The sequence below is a fragment of the Pseudomonas sp. NY15356 genome, assembly GCF_048068175.1.
Classification (GTDB): Bacteria; Pseudomonadota; Gammaproteobacteria; order Pseudomonadales; family Pseudomonadaceae; genus Aquipseudomonas; species Aquipseudomonas putida_K.
Window position 1 is genome coordinate 19,859 of record NZ_JBLUPW010000025.1, and the last position, 23,848, is coordinate 43,706.

Annotated in this window: 23 protein-coding genes; 9 read left to right on the forward strand and 14 right to left on the reverse strand. The window is 64.5% G+C overall.

All coding sequences use genetic code 11. The annotated features are described in order from the left end of the window. The first annotated feature begins 145 nt into the window (after positions 1-145). From ACNFCI_RS18430 to ACNFCI_RS18450, 5 genes are all read left to right on the forward strand, one after another. Positions 146-1,306 (forward strand): D-alanyl-D-alanine carboxypeptidase family protein, encoded by a 1,161-nt coding sequence (locus ACNFCI_RS18430; RefSeq protein ID WP_084855550.1) that lies wholly within the window; start codon positions 146-148, stop codon positions 1,304-1,306. A 73-nt stretch (positions 1,307-1,379) separates the two neighbouring features. Next, positions 1,380-1,655 carry a DUF493 domain-containing protein gene (locus ACNFCI_RS18435; protein WP_043211184.1) on the forward strand — a complete coding sequence of 92 codons (276 nt, stop codon included), beginning with the start codon at positions 1,380-1,382 and terminating at the stop codon, positions 1,653-1,655. Beyond that, positions 1,655-2,302: a lipoyl(octanoyl) transferase LipB gene (gene lipB / locus ACNFCI_RS18440; RefSeq protein ID WP_324817267.1), complete on the forward strand. Its 648-nt coding sequence runs from the start codon at positions 1,655-1,657 to the stop codon at positions 2,300-2,302. Before ACNFCI_RS18435 ends, lipB begins: the two co-directional genes overlap by 1 nt. Positions 2,303-2,304: 2 nt before the next feature. Next, positions 2,305-3,312 (forward strand): lipoyl synthase, encoded by a 1,008-nt coding sequence (gene lipA, locus ACNFCI_RS18445; protein ID WP_368830281.1) that lies wholly within the window; start codon positions 2,305-2,307, stop codon positions 3,310-3,312. 135 nt (positions 3,313-3,447) lie between these two features. Further along, entirely contained in the window at positions 3,448-4,386 is a 939-nt protein-coding gene (locus ACNFCI_RS18450; protein WP_084855547.1) for a S66 peptidase family protein, read from the forward strand. A 106-nt stretch (positions 4,387-4,492) separates the two neighbouring features. Here the strand turns inward: ACNFCI_RS18450 and ACNFCI_RS18455 are convergent, their stop codons facing one another. From ACNFCI_RS18455 to leuS, 5 genes are all read right to left on the reverse strand, one after another. Then, complete coding sequence (locus ACNFCI_RS18455) at positions 4,493-5,809, reverse strand: lytic murein transglycosylase (protein WP_084855546.1); 1,317 nt, start codon at positions 5,807-5,809, stop codon at positions 4,493-4,495. 60 nt (positions 5,810-5,869) lie between these two features. Further along, complete coding sequence (gene arfA / locus ACNFCI_RS18460) at positions 5,870-6,034, reverse strand: alternative ribosome rescue factor ArfA (protein ID WP_084855545.1); 165 nt, start codon at positions 6,032-6,034, stop codon at positions 5,870-5,872. A 194-nt stretch (positions 6,035-6,228) separates the two neighbouring features. Then, positions 6,229-7,266 carry a DNA polymerase III subunit delta gene (gene holA / locus ACNFCI_RS18465; RefSeq protein ID WP_084855544.1) on the reverse strand — a complete coding sequence of 346 codons (1,038 nt, stop codon included), beginning with the start codon at positions 7,264-7,266 and terminating at the stop codon, positions 6,229-6,231. Positions 7,267-7,305: 39 nt separating this feature from the next. Further along, entirely contained in the window at positions 7,306-7,911 is a 606-nt protein-coding gene (gene lptE / locus ACNFCI_RS18470) for an LPS assembly lipoprotein LptE (protein ID WP_084855543.1), read from the reverse strand. Between the two features lie 61 nt (positions 7,912-7,972). After that, on the reverse strand, positions 7,973-10,579 hold the full coding sequence (gene leuS, locus ACNFCI_RS18475) for a leucine--tRNA ligase (RefSeq protein ID WP_368830151.1): 2,607 nt from the start codon (positions 10,577-10,579) through the stop codon (positions 7,973-7,975). Between the two features lie 230 nt (positions 10,580-10,809). Between leuS and ACNFCI_RS18480 the strand changes: the two genes are divergently transcribed. Together ACNFCI_RS18480 and ACNFCI_RS18485 are read left to right on the forward strand one after the other, a co-directional pair. After that, entirely contained in the window at positions 10,810-11,121 is a 312-nt protein-coding gene (locus ACNFCI_RS18480; RefSeq protein WP_084855541.1) for a hypothetical protein, read from the forward strand. A 132-nt stretch (positions 11,122-11,253) separates the two neighbouring features. Next, complete coding sequence (locus ACNFCI_RS18485) at positions 11,254-12,015, forward strand: YdcF family protein (RefSeq protein WP_084855540.1); 762 nt, start codon at positions 11,254-11,256, stop codon at positions 12,013-12,015. 127 nt (positions 12,016-12,142) lie between these two features. On the opposite strand, the gene lnt is transcribed toward ACNFCI_RS18485, so the two are convergent. The 5 genes from lnt to miaB all read right to left on the reverse strand — a co-directional run bounded on the left by lnt (position 12,143) and on the right by miaB (position 17,508). Next, on the reverse strand, positions 12,143-13,660 hold the full coding sequence (gene lnt, locus ACNFCI_RS18490; RefSeq protein ID WP_084855539.1) for an apolipoprotein N-acyltransferase: 1,518 nt from the start codon (positions 13,658-13,660) through the stop codon (positions 12,143-12,145). 8 nt (positions 13,661-13,668) lie between these two features. Then, complete coding sequence (locus ACNFCI_RS18495; RefSeq protein ID WP_084855538.1) at positions 13,669-14,508, reverse strand: HlyC/CorC family transporter; 840 nt, start codon at positions 14,506-14,508, stop codon at positions 13,669-13,671. 5 nt (positions 14,509-14,513) lie between these two features. After that, positions 14,514-14,999, reverse strand: a complete 486-nt coding sequence (ybeY, locus tag ACNFCI_RS18500; protein ID WP_084855537.1) for an rRNA maturation RNase YbeY — start codon at positions 14,997-14,999, stop codon at positions 14,514-14,516. Further along, positions 14,992-15,990, reverse strand: coding sequence for a PhoH family protein (locus ACNFCI_RS18505; protein WP_084855536.1), 999 nt, complete (start codon positions 15,988-15,990; stop codon positions 14,992-14,994). The genes ybeY and ACNFCI_RS18505 overlap by 8 nt, the downstream gene beginning before the upstream one ends. Positions 15,991-16,179: 189 nt before the next feature. Continuing rightward, the gene (gene miaB / locus ACNFCI_RS18510; protein ID WP_084855535.1) at positions 16,180-17,508 is read right to left on the reverse strand and encodes a tRNA (N6-isopentenyl adenosine(37)-C2)-methylthiotransferase MiaB; all 1,329 of its coding nucleotides are present in this window, start codon (positions 17,506-17,508) and stop codon (positions 16,180-16,182) included. Between the two features lie 125 nt (positions 17,509-17,633). On the opposite strand from miaB, the gene ACNFCI_RS18515 reads away from it, so the two are divergent. Next, positions 17,634-17,960: a DUF1820 family protein gene (locus ACNFCI_RS18515; RefSeq protein WP_084855572.1), complete on the forward strand. Its 327-nt coding sequence runs from the start codon at positions 17,634-17,636 to the stop codon at positions 17,958-17,960. An 8-nt stretch (positions 17,961-17,968) separates the two neighbouring features. Here ACNFCI_RS18515 and ACNFCI_RS18520 read toward each other — a convergent pair whose 3' ends face one another. The 4 genes from ACNFCI_RS18520 to ACNFCI_RS18535 all read right to left on the reverse strand — a co-directional run bounded on the left by ACNFCI_RS18520 (position 17,969) and on the right by ACNFCI_RS18535 (position 21,510). After that, positions 17,969-18,520 (reverse strand): tetratricopeptide repeat protein, encoded by a 552-nt coding sequence (locus tag ACNFCI_RS18520; RefSeq protein ID WP_084855534.1) that lies wholly within the window; start codon positions 18,518-18,520, stop codon positions 17,969-17,971. Positions 18,521-18,773: 253 nt separating this feature from the next. Further along, a complete protein-coding gene (gene hemL / locus ACNFCI_RS18525) occupies positions 18,774-20,057 on the reverse strand; it encodes a glutamate-1-semialdehyde 2,1-aminomutase (protein ID WP_368830152.1) in 1,284 nt (427 codons plus the stop codon). A 15-nt stretch (positions 20,058-20,072) separates the two neighbouring features. Continuing rightward, positions 20,073-20,696 carry a thiamine phosphate synthase gene (gene thiE, locus ACNFCI_RS18530; RefSeq protein WP_324817534.1) on the reverse strand — a complete coding sequence of 208 codons (624 nt, stop codon included), beginning with the start codon at positions 20,694-20,696 and terminating at the stop codon, positions 20,073-20,075. Between the two features lie 16 nt (positions 20,697-20,712). After that, a complete protein-coding gene (locus ACNFCI_RS18535; protein WP_084855531.1) occupies positions 20,713-21,510 on the reverse strand; it encodes a hydroxymethylpyrimidine/phosphomethylpyrimidine kinase in 798 nt (265 codons plus the stop codon). A 265-nt stretch (positions 21,511-21,775) separates the two neighbouring features. On the opposite strand from ACNFCI_RS18535, the gene ACNFCI_RS18540 reads away from it, so the two are divergent. Beyond that, a complete protein-coding gene (locus ACNFCI_RS18540; protein WP_324817530.1) occupies positions 21,776-23,755 on the forward strand; it encodes a 7TM diverse intracellular signaling domain-containing protein in 1,980 nt (659 codons plus the stop codon). Positions 23,756-23,848: the final 93 nt, after the last annotated feature.

Here is a 23,848-nt window from a genome sequence, read left to right on the forward strand (position 1 = left end):
CATGTACAATGTCGGCTTTTGCCCGCAGCGACATAACGCCGCATTTTGCGGGCCCGGCCGACGGCCTCAAAAACTAGCCTGACTGGCGCCGGGCACACGATGTGGCCCGCGAAACATCAGACCATTAGCGATTTTCGAGAGACGGATGAACATCACCAACCTTGCCAAACGACTTTGCCTGCCCGTTCTGCTGATGATCACGCCCGCTGCCTTCGCGGCGGAGCAGATGATGCCATCGCCACCGCAGCTGGCTGCCAAGTCCTATGTACTCATGGATGCGTCCAGCGGCAACGTGCTGGTCGAGAACAACGGTGACGAGCGCCTGCCGCCGGCCAGCCTGACCAAGCTGATGACCGCCTACATCGCCACCCTGGACATCCGCCGTGGCCAGATCGGCGAGAACGACCCGGTCACCGTCAGCGAAAACGCCTGGCGCACCGGTGGTTCGCGCATGTTCATCAAGGTCGGCTCCCAGGTCAGCGTCAGCGACCTGCTGCACGGCATCATCATCCAGTCGGGCAACGACGCCTCGGTGGCCCTGGCCGAACACATTGCCGGCAGCGAAGACGCCTTCGCCGACATGATGAACAAGACCGCTGCCGACCTGGGCATGTCCAACAGCCACTTCATGAACCCGACCGGCCTGCCGCATCCGGAGCACTACTCCTCGGCCCACGACATGGCCGTGCTGGCACGCGCGATCATTGACGAAGACCCGGCCCACTACGCTATCTATTCGCAGAAGGAATTCTTCTGGAACAACATCAAGCAGCCTAACCGCAACCTGCTGCTGTGGCGTGACAAGACCGTCGATGGCCTGAAGACCGGCCACACCGACGAAGCCGGCTACTGCATGGTGGCGTCGGCCGTTCGTGACGGCCAGCGCCTGATCGCCGTGGTGTTCGGCACCAACAGCGAGCAGTCCCGCGCTGCCGAGACCCAGAAGCTGCTGACCTACGGTTTCCGCTTCTTCGAAACCCAAACCTTCTACCAGAAGGGCACCGAGCTGACCCAGGCTCCGGTCTGGAAGGGCGCCACCAGCCAGGTGAAGGCGGGCCTTGCCAACGACCTGACCCTGACTATGCCTAAAGGCCAATTGAAGCGCCTCCAGGCTTCGATGACCATGAACCCGCAGCTCACCGCACCGATCGCCAAAGGTGACGTGATCGGCAAAGTGGAAGTCAAACTGGACGAGAAAGTGGTTCACAGCGCCGACCTCATCGCCCTCGACGGCGTCGAGGAAGGTGGTTTCTTCCGCCGTATGTGGGATAGCATCCGTCTGTTCTTCTACGGGTTGTTCAACTGATACGTGACCTGCATGCCCCCGCGTATCCTGCGGGGGCATTGTTGTTGCCACGGCTTACGAGGCCGTTTCCGCCATGAGCGAACCTGACGTCAAGTCGCACAAGATCGAATTCCCCTGCGACGATTACCCGATCAAGGTAATCGGCGATACCGTGGTCGGTTTCAAGGACACCGTGATCGAGATCCTGAGCAAATATGCCAAGGTCGACCTGTCCACCCTGGCCGAGCGCCAGAGCAAGGAAGGCAAGTACACCACGGTACAGCTGCACATCGTTGCCGAAAGCGAGAACCAGCTGCACGATATCAACAGCGCCCTGCGCGCGACCGGCATCGTGAAAATGGTGCTTTGATGCCGTCCTGCCTCGGTTTTCGCGATCTCGGCCTGCAGCCCTATGAACCGGTGCTGGAAGCCATGCGTCGCTTCACCGAGCAGCGTAGCCCGGACAGCCAGGACGAAGTCTGGCTGGTCGAGCATCCAGCGGTCTTCACCCAGGGTCAGGCCGGCAAGGCCGAGCACCTGCTGGTGCCGGGCGATATCCCGGTGGTGCAGACCGACCGGGGCGGCCAGGTGACCTACCATGGCCCCGGGCAGTTGGTGGCGTACCTGCTGCTGGACGTTCGTCGCCTCGGCTTTGGCGTGCGCGAGCTGGTCAGCCGTATCGAGCAGACATTGATCGACCTGCTGGCCAGCTACGGTGTCCAGGCCATGGCCAAGCCCGATGCGCCGGGTGTCTATGTCGAGGGGGCGAAGATTGCCTCTCTCGGCCTTCGAATCCGCAACGGTCGTTCTTTCCACGGCCTTGCTCTGAACGTGGACATGGACCTTGCGCCATTCCGCCGAATCAACCCCTGTGGGTATGCGGGGCTGGCCATGACCCAGCTGCGAGACCTGGCAGGCCCGATCGAACTCTCCGAGGTCAGGACAAGGCTGCGCGGACAGCTGGTCAAGCACCTCGACTATGCTGAGCAGACGACCCTCACGGGCGGAATCGACTGAATATGACAACAACTGTGCAAGAAACCGTGCCAACCCCGGAAACTACCGCGCGCCCCGCGCCGAAGAAGGTCGAGGCGGGCGTCAAGCTGCGCGGCGCCGACAAGGTCGCGCGTATCCCGGTCAAGATCATCCCCACCGAAGAGCTGCCGAAGAAACCCGACTGGATCCGCGTGCGCATCCCGGTTTCCCCGGAAGTCGACCGGATCAAGCAATTGCTGCGCAAGCACAAGCTGCACAGCGTCTGCGAGGAAGCCTCCTGCCCGAACCTGGGCGAGTGCTTCTCCGGCGGTACCGCAACCTTCATGATCATGGGCGACATCTGCACCCGTCGCTGCCCGTTCTGCGACGTCGGCCATGGCCGGCCCAAGCCGCTGGACGTCGATGAGCCGAAGAACCTGGCCATCGCGATCGCCGACCTGCGCCTGAAGTACGTGGTGATCACTTCGGTGGACCGCGACGACCTGCGCGACGGCGGTGCCCAGCACTTCGCCGACTGCATCCGCGAGATTCGTGCGCTGTCGCCTGGCGTGCAGCTGGAAACCCTGGTTCCGGACTACCGCGGGCGGATGGACGTCGCGCTGGAAATCACCGCGCAGACCCCGCCGGATGTGTTCAACCACAACCTGGAGACCGTACCGCGCCTGTACAAGGCCGCGCGCCCCGGTTCGGACTACGACTGGTCGCTGGACCTGCTGCAGAAGTTCAAGCAGATGGTGCCGCATGTGCCGACCAAGTCCGGCCTGATGCTGGGCCTTGGCGAAACGGACGAGGAGGTCATCGAGGTGATGCAGCGCATGCGCGAGCATGACATCGACATGCTGACCCTGGGCCAGTACCTGCAGCCTTCGCGTAACCACCTGCCGGTGCAGCGTTTCGTGCACCCGGACACCTTCGCCTGGTTCGCCGAGGAAGGCTACAAGATGGGCTTCAAGAACGTCGCTTCCGGCCCGCTGGTACGCTCCTCGTACCACGCCGACCAGCAAGCCCACGAAGCCAAGATCAAGCTCTGAGCCTGGCTGTGTGACCCATGCCGATGCGTGCCGGAAGGCGCCATCGGCATTTTTGTTTGCAGGGGGGTATTCCCCCTGCACTGGGCCCTGGGCATGCGTGATCGTGCCGGCCTCGTACCTGCTAGGAGTTGCTCGATGAATTGCCCCGAATCCCTCGACATGCACTTGGCAACCGCTATACCGGCCAATGCCAGCTTCGCCATCGTCGCCCCGGCCGGCCCGGCCCGGCTGGATGCGGAGAAAGCCCACCGCTGGTTCACCAGCCGGGGCATGCAATGCCGGCTGTATCCCGGGGTCAGCCAGGCGCAGGGCTACCTCGCCGGCAGCGACCAGCAACGCCTCGATGACCTGCACGCAGCGTTCGCCGACCCGGACATCGACGCCATCCTCTGCATGCGCGGGGGCTACGGCAGCATGCGCCTGCTCGACCGGCTCGACTTCGACCTGATCCGCCGCCATCCCAAACCGTTGATCGGCTACAGCGACATCACCGCCTTGCACACCGCGCTCAACCGCCACGCCGGGCTCATCACCTTCCACGGCGCGATGCTCAATGCCGACCTGTTGGGCGATAAGCGGGAGCCGACCGTGCCGTCATTGCTCGTCCAGCTCAGGGGTGAGTTGGGCGAAGGTGACGTGTTACGCCATCCTGATGCCTATCCGCTGACCTGTGTGCAGCCTGGCGTGGCGAGCGGGCGCTTGCTGGGTGGCAACCTGTCGCTGCTCTGCGCCACCCTGGGGACGCCTGCCGAGATCGACAGCCAGGGCTGCATCCTGTTCATCGAAGACGTCAACGAGCCGTTGTACCGGGTCGATCGGTTGCTGACCCAATTGCGCCTGGCGGGCAAGCTGGACGGGGTGCGAGGCGTGTTGGTGGGCGATTTTGCCGGGATCACCGTACCGGCGATGGTGCCGCTGCTCGAGGATATCTTCGGGCCGTTGGGCGTACCGGTATTGGCGGGGTGGCGCAGTGGGCATTGCGACCCAAACCTGTGCCTGCCGCTGGGGGCCAGGGTGCGGTTGGACAGTGAGAAGCAGGTACTGGTACTGGAGCAGGGGTTGTTCAAGGCTTGAGGTGGTTGGGGCTGCTTCGCAGCCCTATCGCGGCACAAGGTCGCTCCACAGGGCCTGTAGGAGCGGCCTTGTGCCGCGATAGGGCCGCGAAGCGGCCCCCGGGGCATCACTGCCGGCGCAGGCTATCGAGCAGCTTGTGCGTCGGGTACCCATCGGCCGGCCATCCGAGCCCTTGCTGGGCATTGCGTATGGCCTTGCGGGTATTGGCGCCGATGATGCCGTCGGCATTGCCTGCCTCGTGGCCGCGGGCATTAAGCAGGTCTTGCAGCTCTATGCGCTCGCTGCGGCTCAGCGGCAGGTCGTCCTTGGGCCAGCTGCCGGCAATGAAGCCCCAGCCGGAGAAACGATCTCCCAGCAGGCTGACTGCCAGGGCGTAGGACGACGAATTGTTGTACTTCAGGATCGCCCGGAAGTTGTCCAGCACCAGGAACGCCGGGCCGCGGGCGCCCGCAGGCAGCAGCAGGGCGGCCGAGAGCTGGTTGCTGCCCGCAGGCAGTTGGGTACCGGTCGGCAGCGTCACGCCCAGCTGCAGCCATTCGCTGACGGTCTTGCGCTGCGCCCCATCGGCCAACCAGTAGTCGAAACCTGCAGGCACCTGCACCTCGAAGCCCCAGGGTTGGCCCTTCTGCCAGCCCGAGCTCTGCAGGTAGTGGGCGGTGGAGGCCAGGGCATCGGCAGTGCTGTTCCAGATGTCCCGGCGACCGTCGCCGTCGAAGTCTACGGCGTGGGTGTTGTAGGTGGTGGGGATGAACTGGGTCTGGCCCATGGCACCGGCCCAGGAGCCACGCATGGCCTCAGGCTGGATGTCGCCATTCTGCAGGATCTGCAGGGCGGCGATCAGCTGGTCCTGGGCGAAGGTCGGGCGACGGCCTTCATAGGCCAGGGTGGCCAGGGAACGAATCACCGACTTGCTGCCCTGGAACTGGCCGAAATTGCTTTCCATGCCCCAGACCGACACCAGGACCTGGCGATCCACACCATAGCGCTGCTCGATCTGCGACAGCAGCTCGGCGTGTTGTACCAGTAGCTTCTTGCCGTTGCGCACGCGCAATGGCGACAGGGCGCCGTCGAGGTATTCCCACACCGGGCGGGCGAATTCAGGTTGGCTGCGGTCGGCCTTGATCACATCCATGTCGGGCGTGACGCCGAGGAAGGCGCGGTCGAACGTGCTGGGGCTGATACCGGCCTGCAGGGCCTGCTGACGGAAGCCCGCCTGCCATTGGGCGAAGGTCTGCAGGGGCTGGATTTCGCTGCTGGTATCGGGCGTGGTGCCTGGCAGTGTCACGTTTGCAGTGGGCTGGGCAGGTGCCAGCGGCAGGGCGTCGGCGGCGGTGGGTTTTTCCGCGCAGGCAACGAGCAGGATGAAGCTGGAGGCTGCGATCAGCTGGCGTGGGTGCCAGCGCAGGGACAGACGAAAGGGCATGCACAGATCCAGAATTGCGGTTCAGGTGCCGACCATATCATGACTGGGCCCTTCCTGCCTTCATGCGGCCAAAAAGCAAGAAGCCTCCCAATCTCTCGATTGGAAGGCTTCGCGGCGGTAGCTGCCTTTGCCCTTGCTCGGTCGTTCCTGGCGGCAGCGGAACAGTGGTTGGGCGACGATGGACTTGGCCTTGTTCGGGCCGTGCTTTTTCGGCTTCTTGCTCATGGCGATTACCCCGGTTGGGTGGATGTCGGGGCGCACTGTAAGGCTGGGGTGGTAGAAGGGCCAATTGATTGTGTTTATGGTCGCAAGCCTTGGGGCGCTTTGCGCCCCTTTCGCGGCACAAGGCCGCTCCTACAGGCATGCGCGCCTTTGTAGGAGCGGCCTTGTGCCGCGAAAGGGCCGCGAAGTGGCCCCCTCTATTCAGGAGGAAGCGCCAGGCGCTGGCCCGCCATCAGCAGCGATAGGCGCGCCAGGCTGGTCCAGGGCGAGCCTTCGGCTTGACCCTTGATCTGCGCATCGATGCGCTGCGCATCCTGCAGCAACTGAGCCCAGCGCTGCGCCGAGAGCCGCTGCAAGGCCTTGCTGACCAAGGGCCGGCGCTTGTCCCACACCGGCGGTCGTGCCTGGCTGAAGGCCTTGTCCAGCGGCACGCCCTGGCTGAACTGCTGGGCGAGCCCTGCCAGCAGGCGCAGCTCCCGGGCCAGGGCCCAGAGGATCACCGGTGGCTCGACCCCCTCGCCACGCAGGCCTTCGAGCATGCGCAGGGCGTGGCCGGCCTCACCATTGAGGATTGCATCGACCAGGCCGAAGACATCGAAGCGTGCGCTGTCGGCGACGGCCGCCTGGACGGTTTCGACCGTGATCTGGTTGCTTTCGGCCAGCAGCTTGAGCTTCTCGATCTCCTGGGCGGCGGCCAGCAGGTTGCCCTCGACCCGCGCAGCGATCAGGTCGACCGCATCGCGCTGTGCGGACAGCCCGGCCTGGGCCAGGCGCTGGTTGATCCACTGCGGCAGTTGCTGGGCGTCCACCGGCCAGATCTGGATGAACTGGCAGTGTTGGCCTTCAATCAGCGCCTTGCCCCACTTGGTCTTCTGCGCACTGCCGTCGAGCTTGGGCAGGCTGATCAGCAGCAAGGTGTCCTCGGCGGGGTTGGCGCAATACTCCATGAGCGCGGCGGCGCCTTTGTCGCCCGGCTTGCCGGATGGCAGGCGCAGCTCCAGCAGGCGGCGTTGGGCGAACAATGACAGGCTGGCACCGGCCTGGAGCAGGGTGCCCCAGTCGAAGTTGGCGTCGGCACTGAACACCTGGCGTTCGTCGAAGCCTTGCTGGCGCGCGGCGGTGCGAATGGCGTCGGCCGCTTCCTGGCACAGCAGTGGGTCATCGCCGCTGACCACGTAGACCGGGGCCAGGGCACCTTGCAGGTGTTTGTTGAGTTGGGCGGGGGCGAGCTTCATGGGGTATGGGGGCACCCAGAGGTGCCCCTCGGCCTCGTCTTAGTTGGCCGGTACTTCCATCGGGGACTGCTGCGGCGTTTCGTCCTGCTGGCGACGGGCCGCTTCCAGGGCGTCGGCTTCGGCCTTGGCGCGGGCTTCGGCTTCACGTTGCAGTTCGTCCAGGTGGGACGGGGTCAGCATCTGCAGGCGCACCATCATGGCCTGGACCAGATCGCGGCGCATTTCTTCCCGGGCCTGGGTGGCTTCCTGGTCGGAGCCTGTGATGTTGTCACCGTCATGCACGTAGATCTTGCGGACCTCGACCTTGTCGCTGAGCAGCGGAATGTCGTTCAGCCCCAGCATGCTGTAGCTGAGCACGGTGGTGAGTTCGTACTCGACCGAGCGGTTGCCGCCGCTGTAGGTGGCTGCGCGCTGGGTCTGCTTCTCGTCGGTCAGCACCAGGCGATAGGGCGCGCCGGCGTGGACGTTGACGCCGTTGCGGTCCAGGGTCTCGCGCAGCTCGGTCACGGTCTCGCCGTAGGCGTTGCGCGCGCGCAGGTCCATTTCCTTGATGGTCAGCTCGGTGGTGCCGGTGCCGCGCAGCTGGAAACCACAGGCACTGAGCACGACGGCCAGGCCCATTACCAGCAGATTGCGTTTGATCATGTTGTAGCTCCCTTGTGGGCCTGTTCCGCCCACCCGCGCCGTGTGCGGGTGGGCGTTGCCATCAGTTGGCGACGATGTTGACCAGCTTGCCCGGCACGACGATGACCTTGCGGATGGTCAGGCCATCGATGAAGCGCAGGACGTTTTCGTTGCTGCGAGCGGCGGCTTCGATCTCTTCACGGCTGGCGCCGGCGGGCATTTCAACCTGGCCGCGCAGCTTGCCGTTGACCTGGACCACCAGGGTGATGCTGTCCTGTACCAGGGCGCTTTCGTCGACGCTCGGCCAGGTGGCATCGATCACCGCCTGGTCGTGGCCCAGGTGCTGCCACAGCGCATGGCTGATGTGCGGGGTGATCGGGGCCAGCAGCAGGGTGACGGCCTCCAGGCCTTCCTGCAGCAGGGCACGGTCCTGTTCGGTGGCTTGCGGGGCTTTTTCCAGCACGTTCATCACGGTCATCACCTGGGCGATGGCGGTGTTGAACTTGTGGAACTGGCCCACGTCGGTGCTGGCTTGCTTGATCGCGGCATGGATGGCGCGGCGAATGGTCTTCTGCGCGTCGTCCAGCGAAGCGACATCCAGCTTGCCCGGCAGGCCCTGGGCAACATGGGCCTGGGCCAGGCGCCAGACACGGCGCAGGAAGCGGCTGGCACCCTCGACGCCGGAGTCGGACCATTCCAGGCTCATGTCGGGCGGCGAGGCGAACATCATGAACAGGCGGCAGGTGTCGGCGCCGTAGGCGTCGATCATGGCCTGCGGGTCGACGCCGTTGTTCTTGGACTTGGACATCTTCTCGGTGCCACCGATTTCCACCGGCAGGCCGTCGGTCTTCAGGCGGGCGCCGATGATCTTGGCCTTGGCGTCACGCTCGACCTCGACGTCGGCTGGGTTGAACCAGTCCTTGCCGCCGTTGCTGGCGGTGCGGTAGTAGGTCTCGGCGACGACCATGCCCTGGGTGAGCAGGTTCTTGAACGGCTCGTTGGAGGTGACCAGGCCTTCGTCGCGCATCAGCTTGTGGAAGAAGCGCGCATACAGCAGGTGCAGGATGGCGTGCTCGATACCGCCGATGTACTGGTCCACCGGCAGCCAGTGGTTGGCCGCCTTCGGGTCGACCATGCCACCTTCGTAGTTTGGCGAAGCATAGCGGGCGAAGTACCAGGACGACTCGACGAAGGTGTCCATGGTGTCGGTTTCACGCTTGGCCGCAGCGCCGCATTTCGGGCAGGTGCATTCGTAGAATTCGGGCATGCGCGCCAGGGGCGAGCCGGCGCCGTCCGGCACCACATCCTCGGGCAATTTGACCGGCAGTTGGTCTTCTGGCACCGGCACGTCGCCGCAGGACGGGCAGTGGATGATCGGGATCGGGCAGCCCCAGTAGCGCTGGCGGCTGATGCCCCAGTCGCGCAGGCGGAACTGGGTGCGCGACTGGCCGAGTTCCTTGCGGATCAGTGCGGCTTCGATGGCGTCGAACGCGCCCTGGAAGTCCAGGCCGTCGAATTCGCCGGAGTTGATCAGTTGGCCATGCTCGCCGTAGGCGGCCTGCCATTCGCTGCCGACCTCGTCGCCCGCGCTGGTGCGTACCACTGCCTTGACCGGCAGGTTGTACTTGTGGGCGAACTCGAAGTCGCGCTCGTCATGGGCCGGGACTGCCATCACGGCGCCATCGCCATAGTGCATCAACACATAGTTGGCGACCCAGACCGGCAGCTTTTCGCCGGTCAGTGGGTGCTGGACGAACAGGGAAGTGGGCATGCCCTTCTTCTCCTGGGTGGCCATGTCGGCCTCGGCGACGCTGCCGCTCTTGCATTCGTCGATGAACGCCTGCAGCGCCGGGTTGCCCTGGGCAGCCTGGGTGGCCAGCGGGTGCTCGGCGGCGACGGCGACGTAGGTGGCACCCATCAGGGTGTCCGGGCGGGTGGTGAAGACCTTCAGGGCGCCTTCGTGGCCGATGCTCGCTTGGTCGTAGGGGAACTGCACTTCCATGCCGCGCGACTTGCCGATCCAGTTGCGCTGCATGGTCTTGACCTGCTCAGGCCAGCCCGGCAGCTCGTCGAGGCTTTCCAGCAGCTCGTCGGCGTAGTCGGTGATGCGGAAGTAGTACATCGGGATTTCGCGCTTCTCGATCAGCGCGCCCGAACGCCAGCCACGGCCGTCGATGACCTGTTCGTTGGCCAGGACGGTCTGGTCGACCGGGTCCCAGTTGACGGTGCCGTTCTTGCGGTAGATGACACCCTTCTCGAACAGGCGGGTGAACAGCCACTGCTCCCAGCGGTAGTAGTCCGGCTTGCAGGTGGTGACTTCACGGGACCAGTCGATCGCCAGGCCCAGGCTCTTGAGCTGGGACTTCATGTAGTCGATGTTCTCGTACGTCCACTTGGCCGGGGCGACGTTGTTCTTCATCGCGGCGTTTTCCGCCGGCATGCCGAAGGCGTCCCAACCCATCGGCTGGAGCACGTTCTTGCCCTGCATGCGCTGGTAGCGGGCGATCACATCGCCGATGGTGTAGTTGCGCACGTGACCCATGTGTAGCTTGCCGCTCGGGTACGGGAACATCGACAGGCAGTAGTAGGTGTCCTTGCCTGGCTGTTCGGTGACAGCGAACGATTGTTGCTCGTCCCAGAAGGTCTGGGCGGCGGCTTCTATTTCACGGGGCGTGTATTGTTCGTGCATGGCTACTTTGTGCTGAGAGAGGTAGGGACCCTGTTTTCCGCAGCGGAACCTCGCTGCGTCCGGCACTCCGGTGTCGGTAGAGTGAACGCCGTAGCATACATGAGCGTCGCGTATCGTGGGAAACCCTGAATGCGGCCCACGGGCCGTTGGTCGCGGCATCCGGCTGCTTTTTGCAGTGACGCTAAGCTCATCTGTGGGGGAGATATTCTTATCTTCAATGAGGTGAACGGATGGGAGAGTCGCAGCTACCCGCAATCAAACCGGAGCTATACGAACGCTTGATCGACCGCCTGGGCCTGGCTCTGGAAGTGGCCAGGACCTCCGTACGATTACGCGACGAGATGCCAGCCGAACTGGAACTGCGTGGCCTGAGCCATGCCGAGTTCGAAGTGATCAAGGCCTACCTGGAAACCCTCCCGGAAGGTCGCTTTGCCAGTACCGGGGCCTACCCGCCACCGGAGCCGACTTCGGCGAAGATCGTCTGGCTCAAGGACAAGAAACGCCCTGCCATCACGGCAAGATCCCGGACGCTGCCCCGCTAGCCGTTCTGGGTTCCAGGCGCAGACCGTCGTGCGCCGGTTCTTTCTTACAACTGCTCATGATCGGCGTCGGACACACACTTGTTGCCCGGCGTCGATCCTCTTAGGCTGCACGCCTTCATGGGAGGTCTGTGCATGCCGCTTCGCTACTTCATCAAACAATGGTTGCTGCCGCCTGGCATGCTGTTCCTGCTGCTGCTGGCCGCCTGGTGGCTGCGCACGCGACGCCCGCGCCTGGCGGCGGCCTGCTTCGCCCTGGGCCTGGGCGGCCTGTGGCTGATGAGCCTGCCCCTGGTGGTGGAGCAGGCTGCCCGGCAACTGGAAACCGAAGCGCCGCTGCTGCCGGCGCAATGGCCGGCCCTGGCCGAGCGTGCCGATGCCATCGTCGTGCTGGGCGCCGGCCGTGAGCGTGGCGACCCGGCCTGGGGCGGCCAGGACCAACCGACCGGCACGGCCCTGGAGCGCATGCGCTATGCCGCGCAGCTGGCCAAGGCCTCGGGGGTGCCGCTGGCGATCAGTGGCGGGCTGCACTACGGGACGCCGCCGAGCGAGGCGCAACTGATGGCTGACCGATTGCAGGCGGACTTCGGCGTTGCCGTGCGTTGGAAGGAGGAGGCCAGCCGCACCACCTGGGAGAATGCCCAGTTCAGTGCGCGGCTGCTGCAGCCCCAGGGCGTCCGTCGGGTGGTGCTGGTGACCCAGGCCTGGCACATGCCGCGTGCGCGGTGGAGCTTCGAGCGGGCGGGGTTCGAGGTGGTGACGGCGCCGGTGGGGTTCCTCGGTGGCGACCATGCCCAGCCGTTCGCCGGCTTGCTGCCCGATAGCCGGGCGGTTTGGCGCAGTGGGCAGTTACTCAACGAGGCGGTGGGGTTGGTGGGGTATCGGTTGTTCTATTGATGCTTTCTGCTGCTGGACCGGCCTCATCGCGGGACGAGCCCGCTCCTACAGGTACGCACAAACCTCAAGGGCTGTGGAGATCCTGTGGGAGCGGGCTTGTCCCGCGATGAGGCCGGGGCAGGAAAACTTAGACTGTCTTGGCGATCCGGCTTGCCAGCAGCGACCAGCCCAGCAACAGGGCGCAGACGATCGCCAGCGGCCACGAGCGCCATTGCAGGTAGGGGGTCAGCTGTTGCATCGGCACCACTTCCCCATAGAGGACCGCCTGCTGGAATTGCGGAATCTGCGCGGTGATCCTGCCGAACGGGTCGATCAGCGCAGTCACGCCGTTGTTGGTGGCGCGGATCATCCAGCGGCCTGCTTCCAGGGCACGCATCTGGGCCATCTGCAGGTGTTGCAGAGGGCCGATCGAGGTGCCGAACCAGGTATCGTTGCTGATGGTCAGCAACAGGTCGCTACGCGCTGCCAGGCCTGCGGCGAACTCGGGGTACACCACCTCGTAGCAGATGAACGGCGCAACCTGGTAGCCCTTGGCCTGCAACAGCGGCTGGTCCGACGGGCCGCGGGCGAAGTCCGACATGGGTAGGTTGAAGAATTCGATCAGCCCACGGAGCATGTCCTGCAGCGGTACGTACTCGCCGAACGGCACCAGCTTCTGCTTGAGGTAGGTGCCGTCGCCTTCGCCGGTTACGGTGATGCCGTTGTAATAGCGGCGCTGATGATGCACCACTTCACGCACCGGTACGCCGGTGATCAGCGCCGAATGGCGGTCGGCGGCAAAGCGCCCCATCACATCGATGTAGCCCTGGGCCTGGTCTTTGAGCACCGGCACGGCGGTTTCCGGCCACACCAGGAGGTCCACGGGCTTGGAGGTGAAACTCATGTCGCGGTACAGCGTCAGTTGTGCGTCGATGTGCGCCGGGTCCCATTTCAGGTCCTGCTCGACGTTACCCTGCAAGGCGGCGACCTTCAGTGGGTCGCCGGAGGGTATGGTCCAGGCGTGGTTTTTGAGGGCCAGGCCGACGCCCCAGGGCGCCACCAGCAGTACCACGCCCGCTGCCAGGAACGATGGGCGTGCGCGCAAGCGGGGCAGGTTGCACAGCAGCGCCGCGCTCAATGCCAGAACAAAGGAAACCAGCCATACGCCCCCAAGTGGTGCCAGGCCTGCGAGTGGGCCGTCGAGCTGGCTGTAGCCGGCGTACAACCAGGGAAAACCGGTCAGGAACCAGCCGCGGAAGGCTTCTTGCAGCAGCCACAGGGCCGCGAAGCACAGGGCGTCGGCCAGCGGCGCCTCGTTGCGCCGCAGCCAGCGCGCCCACAGCCAGGTGGGCAGGGCGAAGAACCAGGCCAGGGCAGCGAAGAACGCCAGCAGCAGCCCCACCGCCAGCAGCGGCGAGGCGCCGCCGTAGGTGTTCATACTGACATAGATCCACCAGGTGCCGGCGCCGTACAGGCCGAAGCCGAACCACCAGCCACGCCACATGGCCTGGCGTGGGCTGAGCTCACGCAGGCCGAGGTAGAGCAGGGCGATGGACAGCAGCGCCAGCGGCCAGATGTCGAACGGCGCCAGGGCCAGGAGGGTCGATGCGCCAGCCGCCAGGGCCAGCAGGTTACCGGGCCAGCCGGGGCGGGTGATCCAACGCATGTTTGTCCTTAACGGGTGATCGGGGTCAGGCGCAGCAAGTGTATCCGCCGGCTGTCGGCGTTGAGAATACGGAACTTGTAGGTGCCGATCTCGGTGGTCTCGTTGCGCTTGGGCAGGTGGCCGAAAGCACTCATCACCAGGCCGCCGACGGTGTCGAATTCGTCGTCGGAGAACTCGCAGTCGAAGAACTCGTTGAAGTTCTCGATAGGTGTCAGGGCCTTGATCAGGAAGTCACCGCTGGGCAGCGGCTTGATGTAGCTGTCTTCCTCGACGTCGTGTTCGTCCTCGATGTCGCCGACGATCTGCTCCAGCACGTCCTCGATGGTCACCAGGCCGGCTACGCCGCCATATTCGTCGATGACCACGGCCATGTGGTTGTGGTTGGCGCGGAACTCGCGCAGCAGCACGTTCAAGCGCTTGGACTCCGGCACGAAGGTGGCGGGGCGCAGCAGGTCCTTGATGTTGAAGCTGTCACCGTTCTCCTTGAGGATCAACGGCAGCAGGTCCTTGGCCAGGAGGATCCCGAGCACATCGTCATGGCTCTCGCCGATCACCGGGTAGCGCGAGTGCGCGGCGTCGATCACCGCCGGCAGGAATTCGCGTGGCGACTGGCTGGCCTTGATGCTGATCATCTGCGAGCGCGGCACCATGATGTCGCGCACCTGCAGGTCGGCGACCTGGATGGCGCCTTCGACGATGGTCAGCGCTTCGCTGTCGAGCAGCTTGTTCTGATGGGCTTCGCGCAGCAGCTCGAGGAGCTCCTGGCGGTTTTTCGGCTCATGGGCAAAAGCCTGGGTCAGTTTACCCAGCCAGGACTTCTGCCCATTGCTCGATCGGTCTTCGCTCATGGCGGTTACTCGTGATCCTTTGTCGCGGGAGGAGTGATTTCGTCATCGGCGTACGGGTCGGGATGACCCAGTTCCGCCAGCAAGGTTCGTTCCAGGGCTTCCATTTCCTCGGCTTCGTCATCTTCGATGTGATCGTAGCCGAGCAGGTGCAGGCAGCCATGGATGACCAGGTGCGCCCAGTGCGCCTCGAGGGCCTTGCCCTGTTCGGCGGCTTCGCGCTCGACCACCGGCACGCAGATGACCAGGTCACCCAGCAGCGGGATGTCGAGCAGCTCGTCGGGGACATCGGCCGGGAACGACAGCACGTTGGTCGCGTAGTCCTTGTGCCGGTAGGTGTTGTTGAGCTCGCGGCCTTCGGCCTCATCGACCAGGCGAATGGTCATTTCCGAGTCGGCACTGCGCTGGCGCAGGGCCAGCTCGCACCAGCGGCGGAAGGCGGCGTCATCAGGGGCAGCGGCATCCGTGGCCCGTTGCAGGTCGAGTTCAAGCATCTTGGGCGGGTGCCTCGGGCTTGGCCTGGCGGGCGTCGAAGCGGTCGTAGGCTTCGACGATGCGTTGCACCAAGGGGTGGCGAACCACGTCCTTGGGCTGGAAGTGGGTGAAGCTGATGCCCGGCACGTCCTTGAGCACCTCGATCACATGGGCCAGGCCCGACTTGGTGCCACGTGGCAGGTCGACCTGGGTGATGTCGCCGGTGATCACTGCGGTCGAGCCGAAGCCGATGCGGGTGAGGAACATCTTCATCTGCTCGAGAGTGGTGTTCTGGCTTTCGTCGAGGATGATGAAGCTGTTGTTCAGGGTGCGGCCACGCATGTAGGCCAGCGGAGCGATTTCGATCACTTGGCGTTCGATCAGCTTGGCCACATGTTCGAAGCCGAGCATCTCGTAGAGGGCGTCGTACAGCGGACGCAGGTACGGGTCGATCTTCTGCGCCAGGTCGCCAGGCAGGAAGCCGAGCTTCTCGCCCGCCTCGACGGCCGGGCGTACCAGCAGGATGCGGCGCACTTGTTCGCGCTCCAGGGCATCCACGGCGCAGGCCACGGCCAGGTACGTCTTGCCGGTACCGGCGGGGCCGATGCCGAAGTTGATGTCGTTGGCCAGGATTTCCTTCACGTAGCGCTGCTGGTTGACACCGCGCGGGCGGATATTGCCCTTGCGCGTGCGCAGCGAGACGCTGACTTCGTTGACGGCCGGGTTGTCGAGGGTCTCGACGGTCGACTCCTGCAGGTACAGGTGGACGGTTTCCGGTGACAGCTCGGAGGCCTTGGCTTCGCGATAGAGGCGGCGCAGCAGCTGTTCGGCAGCCGAGGTGGTCTTGGGCTCGCCGATCAGTTCGAACTGATTGCCACGGTTGCGGATTTCGATGGCCAGGCGCTGTTCGATCAGGCGCAGGTGCTCGTCGAACTGGCCGCACAGGTTGGCGAAGCGGTGGGCCTCGAAGGGCTCGAGGATGAAGCGATGGGGTTGTATGGGTGCGTTCAAGGTCGTTTTTAGCCGCTCGACGGCAATGGATGTGAACTCAAGAATAACCCTTGAAGGGCGGTGGTGAAAGCACTGAAACGATCAAGGGACAGGTATCTGGTGGCGCATTCGCGGGTAAACCCGCTCCCACGAGGTTCACCGCCATTCGGTGGGAGCGGGTTCACCCGCGAAAAGGCCAGCCACCGATCATCATTGAACCAACGAGCCGACCAACGAATGCGGCTTGGCCTCTTCGATCCGTACATCCACCAACTGGCCGATCAGTGCAGGATTGTCGCAATGGAAGTTGACGATTCGATTATTCTCGGTGCGCCCCTGCAGCTTGCCCGGGTCGCGCTTGGAGAAGTCGGTGACCAGAATGCGCTGGATGCTGCCGACCATGCGTCGGCTGATCTCGAACCCCTGCTGGTCGATGCGGTGCTGCAGCCGTTGCAGGCGCTGCTTCTTCACGTCTTCGGGCGTGTCGTCCGCCAGCTCCGCCGCCGGGGTGCCTGGGCGGGCGCTGTAGACGAACGAGAAGGAGAAGTCGAAGCCGACCTCCGCCACCAGCTTCATGGTCTGCTCGAAGTCCTTTTCGGTCTCGCCGGGGAAGCCGACGATGAAGTCCGAACTGATGCAGATGTCCGGTACCGCGGCCTTGAGCTTGCGCAGCTTGGACTTGTATTCGAGGATCGTGTGGTTGCGCTTCATGGCCGCCAGCACCCGGTCGGAGCCGGCCTGCACCGGCAAGTGCAGGTGCTTGACCAACTGCGGGACCTCGGCATGGGCCTGGATCAGGCTGTCGGAGAACTCCAGCGGGTGCGAGGTGGTGTAGCGGATCCGCTCGATGCCGTCCACCGCGGCCACGACGCGGATCAGCTCGGCCAGGTCGGCCAGGCGCCCGTCGTGGGTCAGGCCGCGGTAGCCGTTGACGTTCTGGCCAAGCAAGGTGATCTCCCGCACGCCGTTCTCGGCCAGGTGGATCACCTCGGCCAGCACGTCGTCGAACGGCCGGCTGACTTCGGTGCCGCGGGTGTAGGGCACCACGCAGAAAGTGCAGTACTTGCTGCAGCCTTCCATGACCGAGACGAACGCGGTCGGCCCGTCGATGCGGGGCTCGGGGAGGTGATCGAACTTCTCGATTTCCGGGAACGACACGTCGACCTGCGGCAGGCGGGTGCTGCGGGCGGCGTCGATCATCTCGGGCAGGCGGTGCAGGGTCTGCGGGCCGAACACCACGTCGACATAAGGCGCCCGCTTGCGCAGCGCCTCGCCTTCCTGGCTGGCGACGCAGCCGCCGACGGCGATGACCATGTCCGGGTTGCGGTCCTTCAGGGCGCGCCAGCGGCCGAGCTTGGAGTACACCTGGTCCTGGGCCTTTTCGCGGATCGAGCAGGTGTTGAGCAGGATGACATCGGCATCATCGGGGTGCTCGGTCACTTCCAGGGCCTGGTATTCGCCCAGCAGGTCGACCATGCGCGAGCTGTCGTACTCGTTCATCTGGCAACCGTGGGTTTCAATGTAGAGCTTCTTGGCCATGGCGAATCATCTGCTGCGGGTGCTGGAAGGACCGCACATTATAGAGACCGGGGCGGGGGCTTAACAGGCCAGGCGGTCTGCTATGATGCCGGCCTTTTCCTATCTTTGTGTCGTTTCTTTCGATCATGAGCAAACGCGAACCCGCTATCTACAAAGTGATCTTCCTGAACCAGGGCCAGGTTTTCGAGATGTACGCCAAGCAGATCTACCAGAGCGACCTGTGGGGGTTCCTGGAGATCGAGGAATTCGTCTTCGGCGAGCGCTCCCAGGTGGTGGTCGACCCCAGCGAAGAAAAGCTCAAGGCGCAGTTCGAAGGCGTGGTACGCAGCTTCGTGCCGATGCATTCGATCGTGCGTATCGACGAGGTGGAGCGCCTGGGTACCGCGAAGATCAGCGAGGCCAAGGGGGGCGGCAACGTGATGCCGTTCCCGATGCCGATGCCGGAGAAATAGGCGGCCTGTCAGGGCAGGGGAGAGAACGGCGTACGCCCTTCGGCGTTCTGCAATTCCAACAGGTATTTGCGGAAGATCTGGCCAAGCACCTGGGTGGCATGCTCGAGTTCGTCGCGGGGCATCTGCTCGGTGACTTCGTCGGCCATGTCCAGGGCGTCTTCATCGCCATTGACCGCGGCCATCTTCAGCAGGATATAGGCCTGCACATTGTTGGCCGGGACCCCTTCGCCATGGAAGAACATGGCACCCAGGCGGTATTGGGCCTGGGCTTGGCCTTGCAGCGAGGCCTTCTCGAACCAGTTGACGGCTTTTTTCAGGTCCTTGGGGGCCTGGTTGCCACTGTAGTAGAACTCGCCCAGTTCGTACTGTGCCTGGGCATCCCCCGATTCTGCCGTCCGCTCGCACGCCTTCAGGGCATTCTCCAGGTCCTCTGGCTGGGTATTGAGGGTGCAGCGTCCCGTCGCTGGAATGAGCAACGAGTTGCCGCCCTCCGCCAGGGCCAGCAGGGGCTGAAGAAGCAGCAGGCAGCCCAGGGTAAGGGCTCGGCCGGTGCGGTTCATGGGGATCGACTTACCTCTGCAAAGCTGCGGCCAATGTCTCTGGTGGCACATTATGGGATAAGCAGCGCCTACCTTACAAAGTTTTACTCGATTTTCTGTATAGGTGAAGCTGGGTCATCCAGAGGTTGGGGGTGTGACAGGCGTCACAAAGCCGGCGTGAACCGGCCCCTTCGCGGGTGAACCCGCTCCCACAGCGTTGATGATGGGCTTGTGGGAGCGTGGTTGCCCGCGAAGGGGGCCGTGCAGACAACCCTTATTTCAGGGCTGCGAAGGCGCGCTCGGCTGCATCCAGGGTGATCTTCAGCTCGGCATCGCCATGGGCGATGGAGGTGAAGCCGGCCTCGAACGCGCTCGGCGCCAGGTACACGCCGCCCTCGAGCATCAGATGGAAGAAGCGCTTGAAGCGTTCGACATCGCTGGCCATCACGTCGTCGAAGGTGACGATGTCGTCGGCACCGCTGAAATACAGGCCGAACATGGCGCCCGCCTGGGTGGTGACGAACGGAACGCCAGCGGCATCGGCGCGCTGCTGCAGGCCGTCGAGCATGCGGCTGGTGTAGGCGGTCACTTCATCGTGGAAGCCCGGGCGGCTGATCAGCTTGAGCGTGGTCAGGCCCGCGGCCATGGCCAGCGGGTTACCCGACAGGGTACCGGCCTGGTAGACCGGGCCAAGCGGGGCGATGCACTCCATGATCTCGCGCTTGCCGCCGAAGCAGCCGACCGGCATGCCGCCACCGACGATCTTGCCGAAGGTCGACAGGTCCGGCTTGATGCCGTAATGGCCCTGGGCGCCACCGAGGGACACGCGGAAACCGGTCATCACTTCATCGAAGATCAGCACCACGCCGTGCTTGTCGCATTGTTCGCGCAGGCCCTCGAGGAAGCCTGGCGCCGGCGGTACGCAGTTCATGTTGCCGGCCACCGGCTCGACGATGATGCAGGCTACCGTCTGGCCGACCTCCGACAGGGTTTTCTCCACCGCCGCGATGTCGTTGAACGGCAGGGTCAGGGTGTGCTTGGCGAAGTCCGCCGGCACGCCGGCGGAGCTCGGCACGCCCTGGGTCAGCAGGCCGGAACCGGCCTTGACCAGCAGGCTGTCGGAGTGGCCGTGGTAGCAGCCTTCGAACTTGATGATCGCATCGCGGCCGGTATAGCCACGGGCCAGGCGGATGGCGCTCATGGTCGCCTCGGTACCGGAGCTGACCATGCGCACCATTTCCATGGACGGCACGATCGAGCAGACCAGGTCGGCCATCTCGGTTTCCATGGCGGTCGGGGCGCCGTAGGACAGCCCGTGCTCCAGCTGCTTGCGCACCGACGCAAGGACGTCCGGGTGGCTATGGCCGAGGATCATCGGGCCCCAGGAGCCGACGTAGTCGACGTAGCGTTTGTCGTCTTCATCGATGACATAGGCGCCTTCGGCATGCTTGAAGAACAGCGGGGTGCCGCCGACGCTGCGGAAGGCACGCACGGGCGAGTTCACGCCGCCGGGGATGTGCTTTTGGGCTTGGGCGAACAGGGATTCGGAACGGGACATGGGATTTCTCTCGAATCAGGAAGCGAACAAGGCGTTGAAGGCGCGGGCGCGACGGGTGACTTCCTGCGCGCTGTCGGCACCGAACAGGCCATGGATCACCGCCAGCAGGTCGGCGCCTTGGGCGACCAGCGGGGCGGCGTTGTCGAGGGTGATGCCGCCGATCACGGCGATCGGCAGTTGCACGCGGGCGCGGGCTTGGCCCAGCAGGGCGAGGTCGGCGGCCGGTGCACCGGGTTTGGTCACGGAGTTGAAGAATCGGCCGAAGGCCACGTAGCTGGCGCCTTCGGCGGCGGCCTGCTCGGCCAGTTCGAGCTGGGCGTGGCAGGTGGAGCCGATGATGGCGTCACGGCCGAGCAGGGCGCGGGCCGGGGTCAGGGGGCCATCGGTCTGGCCCAGGTGTACGCCGACGCCCAGACGTGCGGCCAGCTCGGCGTCGTCATTGATGACCAACTGGGTACCGTAGCGCTCGCAGAGCTTCGCCAACGCTTCGGCTTCGCGCAGGCGGCGGGCTGCGTCATCGCTCTTGTCGCGGTACTGCAGCAGGCACACGCCGCCGTCCAAGGCCGCCTCGACATGGGACAGGAAGCGACCGGCGAGCAGCTGGCTGTCGGTGATCGCGTACAGACCGCGTAACTTCATCGCAAGACCTCGTGGATCAGGAGCAGAAATCCAAGGGCAGCCGGCGTGGGACGAACTGCCCCTTGCCCAGCTGCTCGGCATCGCGCAGGGTGCGCCAGGTGTAGTCCAGCGCGCTGCGCACGGCACTTTCCAGCTGTTCGCCAAGGGCCAGGCGACCGGCCAGGGCGCTGGCCAGCGTGCAGCCCGAGCCATGGTAGCTGCCTGGCAGGCGCTCGCAGGTCCAGGTGTGCTGCTGGCCGTCGCGGCTATAGAGCCGGTTGTGGATTTGCGCTTCGTCGCCGTGACCACCGGTAATCAGCAGATGTCTACAGAACGGCAAAAGTTTCTCGGCGCATTCGTCCGCGGTGCCTTCGGGCAGCTCGGCGAGGATGCGGGCTTCAGGCAGGTTCGGCGTGGCGATCAGGGCCAGCGGCAGCAGGCGCTCACGCAGCGCGTAGCCGACTTCGTCCTTGCCCAGTCGACCACCGCCGCCGGCCCGCAGGACCGGGTCGCAGACCAGCGGCAGGTGCGGGTGGGCGGCGAGCAGTTCGGCAACGGTATCGACCATTTCGATCGAGCCGAGCATACCGAGCTTGACCGCTGCCACCGTGGAGTCGGCCAGCACGGCATTGGCCTGGGCCAGGACCCACTCGCGGTCGAGCACACGGAAGTCGGAAACGTTGACGGTATCCTGCACGGTCAGGGCGGTCACGGCAGGTGCGGCGTGACAGCCCTGGGCGATCAGGGCTTCGATATCTGCCTGCAGGCCGGCACCGCCACTGGGGTCGTGGCCGGAGAGACAGAGGACAACGGGGCGGGAGCTGTAGGTATTCATGGTCGGCGAGCTTACCACCAAACCTGTTGGGGCGAAGCGCCCTGCGCGGGGCTTTTGTTGATCAAATGGTCAGAAAATATCGTGGCTATTGTCTGAAAGTATTGAGATAGAGCCTTTTCTTCATATCGTGAAGTGGCTGGTGGAGTGCGCGGAAGGCTATGCTAGAGTGCTCGGATAACTCGATAAACGGGCGCTGCCGGAAACCGTCGTCTCAAAGGGAAGGGAGGCCACCACGACGCGACCGGACACGCCATGCTGGGGCTGTATGCGCTATTTGCTGATAATGCTGCTGGGCTGCGTGCCCCTGTTCGCCGGAGCGGTCGATTTCGACAATTCCACCCGCCATCTTCCCTTGGGCAAGGCCATGCAGGTTTTCGAGGACCGTGATGGCAGCGCCAGCATCGTCCAGGTCAGCTCGCCGGCCTTCGCCCACCGTTTCCGCCAGCATCATGAGGCGGTGCTCAATGCCGGTTATTCCACCTCCGTGTTCTGGCTGAAGATCGATCTGCGCAACACCAGCCCTGAGTCCGCCACGCCCCGCCAATGGCTGCTGGAATTGGCGTACCCTCCGCTGGACCACCTGGACCTCTACCTGCCCGATGACCAGGGCGGCTATCGTCTGGTGCGGCGAACCGGCGATGCCTGGCCCTATGCCAGCCGGCAGATCCGGCAGAACAACTACCTATTCGAACTCCCGCTGCGACCAGGCCAGGCGATCACGGCCTACCTGCGTCTGCAGAGCCAGGGCTCGGTGCAGGCACCGGTCGCGTTGTGGTCACTCGAGGCCTACCTGGAAGACCAGCCTACGCGCCTTTATGTGTTGGGCATGATCTACGGCGTGCTGCTGGTGATGCTGGTGTACAACCTGTTCATCTACCTGGGCGTGCGTGACGTCAGCTACCTGTACTACATCTGCTATATCGCCTCGTTCGGGCTGTACCAGGTGTCGGTCAATGGCGCGGGTGTGGCCTATTTCTGGCCGGACAGCCCCTGGTGGGCCAATGCCGCCACCCCCTTGTTCATCGGGGCCGCAGGGTTGTTCGGTTGCCAGTTCGCGCGGCATTTCCTGCAGCTTGGGCGGCTCAGCCGTGGCCTGGACTGGCTGCTGCTGGCGCTGATGGCAGGTGGTGCATTGGTCATGGCGCTGGCGGTGACCACCCCTTATGGCATTGCCCTGCGCATGGCCACGTTGCTGGCACTGCTGTTCACCGTGAGCATCTTTGCCGCCGGGCTGTACGCCTGGTGGCGAGGTGTGCGGGTCGCGCGCTGGTTCATCATCGCCTGGACGGCCTTTCTTGTGGGTGGGTTGGTCAACACCCTGATGGTGCTGGGCTACCTGCCGAACATGTTCCTGACCATGTATGCCAGCCAACTGGGTTCGGCGCTGGAGGTGGCGCTGCTGTCGCTGGCCCTGGCCGATCGCATCAACAGCCTGCGTGAACAGCAGGCCCAGGCCTTGCGCGAAACGGGGCGTGCCCTGGAGCAACTGAACCAGCAGCTGGCCCGCAGCAATCAGCTTAAGGATGAATTCCTCGCCACCGTAACCCACGAGCTGCGCACACCGATGAACGGTGTGATCGGCTCGTTGGAACTGATGCACACCCTGCCCATGGGCGCCGAGCATGCCCAGTACCACCGCACGGCCACCGGGTCCGCGCAGGACATGATGGCCATGGTCGACGATATCCTCGTGCTCACCGAGTTGCAGGCCGGCCGCCTGCGCGCCCAGGCTGCACCGTTCAGCCTGCGCCGGCAGCTTCAGGAGTTGCGTGCCGGTTTTGCCGGGCGAGCATTGGGCAAGGGGCTGTACCTAAGCCTGGACATCCCGGCCGACCTGCCCGACGACCTGGTAGGGGATGCGGCCAAGCTGCAGCGTTGCCTTGCCTGCCTGGTGGACAACGGCCTGAAGTTCACCCACCAGGGCGGCGTGATGATCCAGGTGCGAGGCCGTTGGCTGGCACCGGACAGCCTGGCGTTGAGCTTCATGGTGATTGACAGCGGCATCGGCTTCGATGACCTGGACCAAGCCATCCTCTACCAGCGCTTCTTCCAGGTCGATGGTTCCATGACCCGTCGTTATGGTGGCCTGGGCATCGGTTTGTCGATCTGTCGACAACTGGGCGAGCTGATCGGCGCTCGCCTGGTGCACGAGTCGAGCCGGGGCCTGGGTAGCCGCTTCGAACTGACGCTGAACCTGGCCGTGGCCCAGGCGCAAAGGCCTTCCAACCAGGCGGCAGGCGGTTAGGGTGTCCCTCCGGGCGTCGAGTCAGGCGTTTTTGCCACTTTGACTCGCGGGGAAGGAGTGCTTCACTGGGGCTTTCAGGCATGACCGGATCCA

Coding starts and splice junctions, on each gene's coding strand:
- thiE (WP_324817534.1), bottom strand. CDS start 20,696: ATGAAGTTACGCGGTCTGTACGCGATCACCGACAGCCAGCTGCTCGCC.
- ACNFCI_RS18455 (WP_084855546.1), bottom strand. CDS start 5,809: ATGCCCTTTCGTCTGTCCCTGCGCTGGCACCCACGCCAGCTGATCGCA.
- ACNFCI_RS18435 (WP_043211184.1), top strand. CDS start 1,380: ATGAGCGAACCTGACGTCAAGTCGCACAAGATCGAATTCCCCTGCGAC.
- ACNFCI_RS18480 (WP_084855541.1), top strand. CDS start 10,810: ATGGGAGAGTCGCAGCTACCCGCAATCAAACCGGAGCTATACGAACGC.
- lnt (WP_084855539.1), bottom strand. CDS start 13,660: ATGCGTTGGATCACCCGCCCCGGCTGGCCCGGTAACCTGCTGGCCCTG.
- holA (WP_084855544.1), bottom strand. CDS start 7,266: ATGAAGCTCGCCCCCGCCCAACTCAACAAACACCTGCAAGGTGCCCTG.
- ACNFCI_RS18485 (WP_084855540.1), top strand. CDS start 11,254: ATGCCGCTTCGCTACTTCATCAAACAATGGTTGCTGCCGCCTGGCATG.
- ACNFCI_RS18520 (WP_084855534.1), bottom strand. CDS start 18,520: ATGAACCGCACCGGCCGAGCCCTTACCCTGGGCTGCCTGCTGCTTCTT.
- ACNFCI_RS18515 (WP_084855572.1), top strand. CDS start 17,634: ATGAGCAAACGCGAACCCGCTATCTACAAAGTGATCTTCCTGAACCAG.
- miaB (WP_084855535.1), bottom strand. CDS start 17,508: ATGGCCAAGAAGCTCTACATTGAAACCCACGGTTGCCAGATGAACGAG.
- ybeY (WP_084855537.1), bottom strand. CDS start 14,999: ATGCTTGAACTCGACCTGCAACGGGCCACGGATGCCGCTGCCCCTGAT.
- lipB (WP_324817267.1), top strand. CDS start 1,655: ATGCCGTCCTGCCTCGGTTTTCGCGATCTCGGCCTGCAGCCCTATGAA.
- arfA (WP_084855545.1), bottom strand. CDS start 6,034: ATGAGCAAGAAGCCGAAAAAGCACGGCCCGAACAAGGCCAAGTCCATC.
- ACNFCI_RS18450 (WP_084855547.1), top strand. CDS start 3,448: ATGAATTGCCCCGAATCCCTCGACATGCACTTGGCAACCGCTATACCG.
- ACNFCI_RS18495 (WP_084855538.1), bottom strand. CDS start 14,508: ATGAGCGAAGACCGATCGAGCAATGGGCAGAAGTCCTGGCTGGGTAAA.
- lipA (WP_368830281.1), top strand. CDS start 2,305: ATGACAACAACTGTGCAAGAAACCGTGCCAACCCCGGAAACTACCGCG.
- lptE (WP_084855543.1), bottom strand. CDS start 7,911: ATGATCAAACGCAATCTGCTGGTAATGGGCCTGGCCGTCGTGCTCAGT.
- leuS (WP_368830151.1), bottom strand. CDS start 10,579: ATGCACGAACAATACACGCCCCGTGAAATAGAAGCCGCCGCCCAGACC.
- ACNFCI_RS18430 (WP_084855550.1), top strand. CDS start 146: ATGAACATCACCAACCTTGCCAAACGACTTTGCCTGCCCGTTCTGCTG.
- ACNFCI_RS18540 (WP_324817530.1), top strand. CDS start 21,776: ATGCGCTATTTGCTGATAATGCTGCTGGGCTGCGTGCCCCTGTTCGCC.
- ACNFCI_RS18535 (WP_084855531.1), bottom strand. CDS start 21,510: ATGAATACCTACAGCTCCCGCCCCGTTGTCCTCTGTCTCTCCGGCCAC.
- hemL (WP_368830152.1), bottom strand. CDS start 20,057: ATGTCCCGTTCCGAATCCCTGTTCGCCCAAGCCCAAAAGCACATCCCC.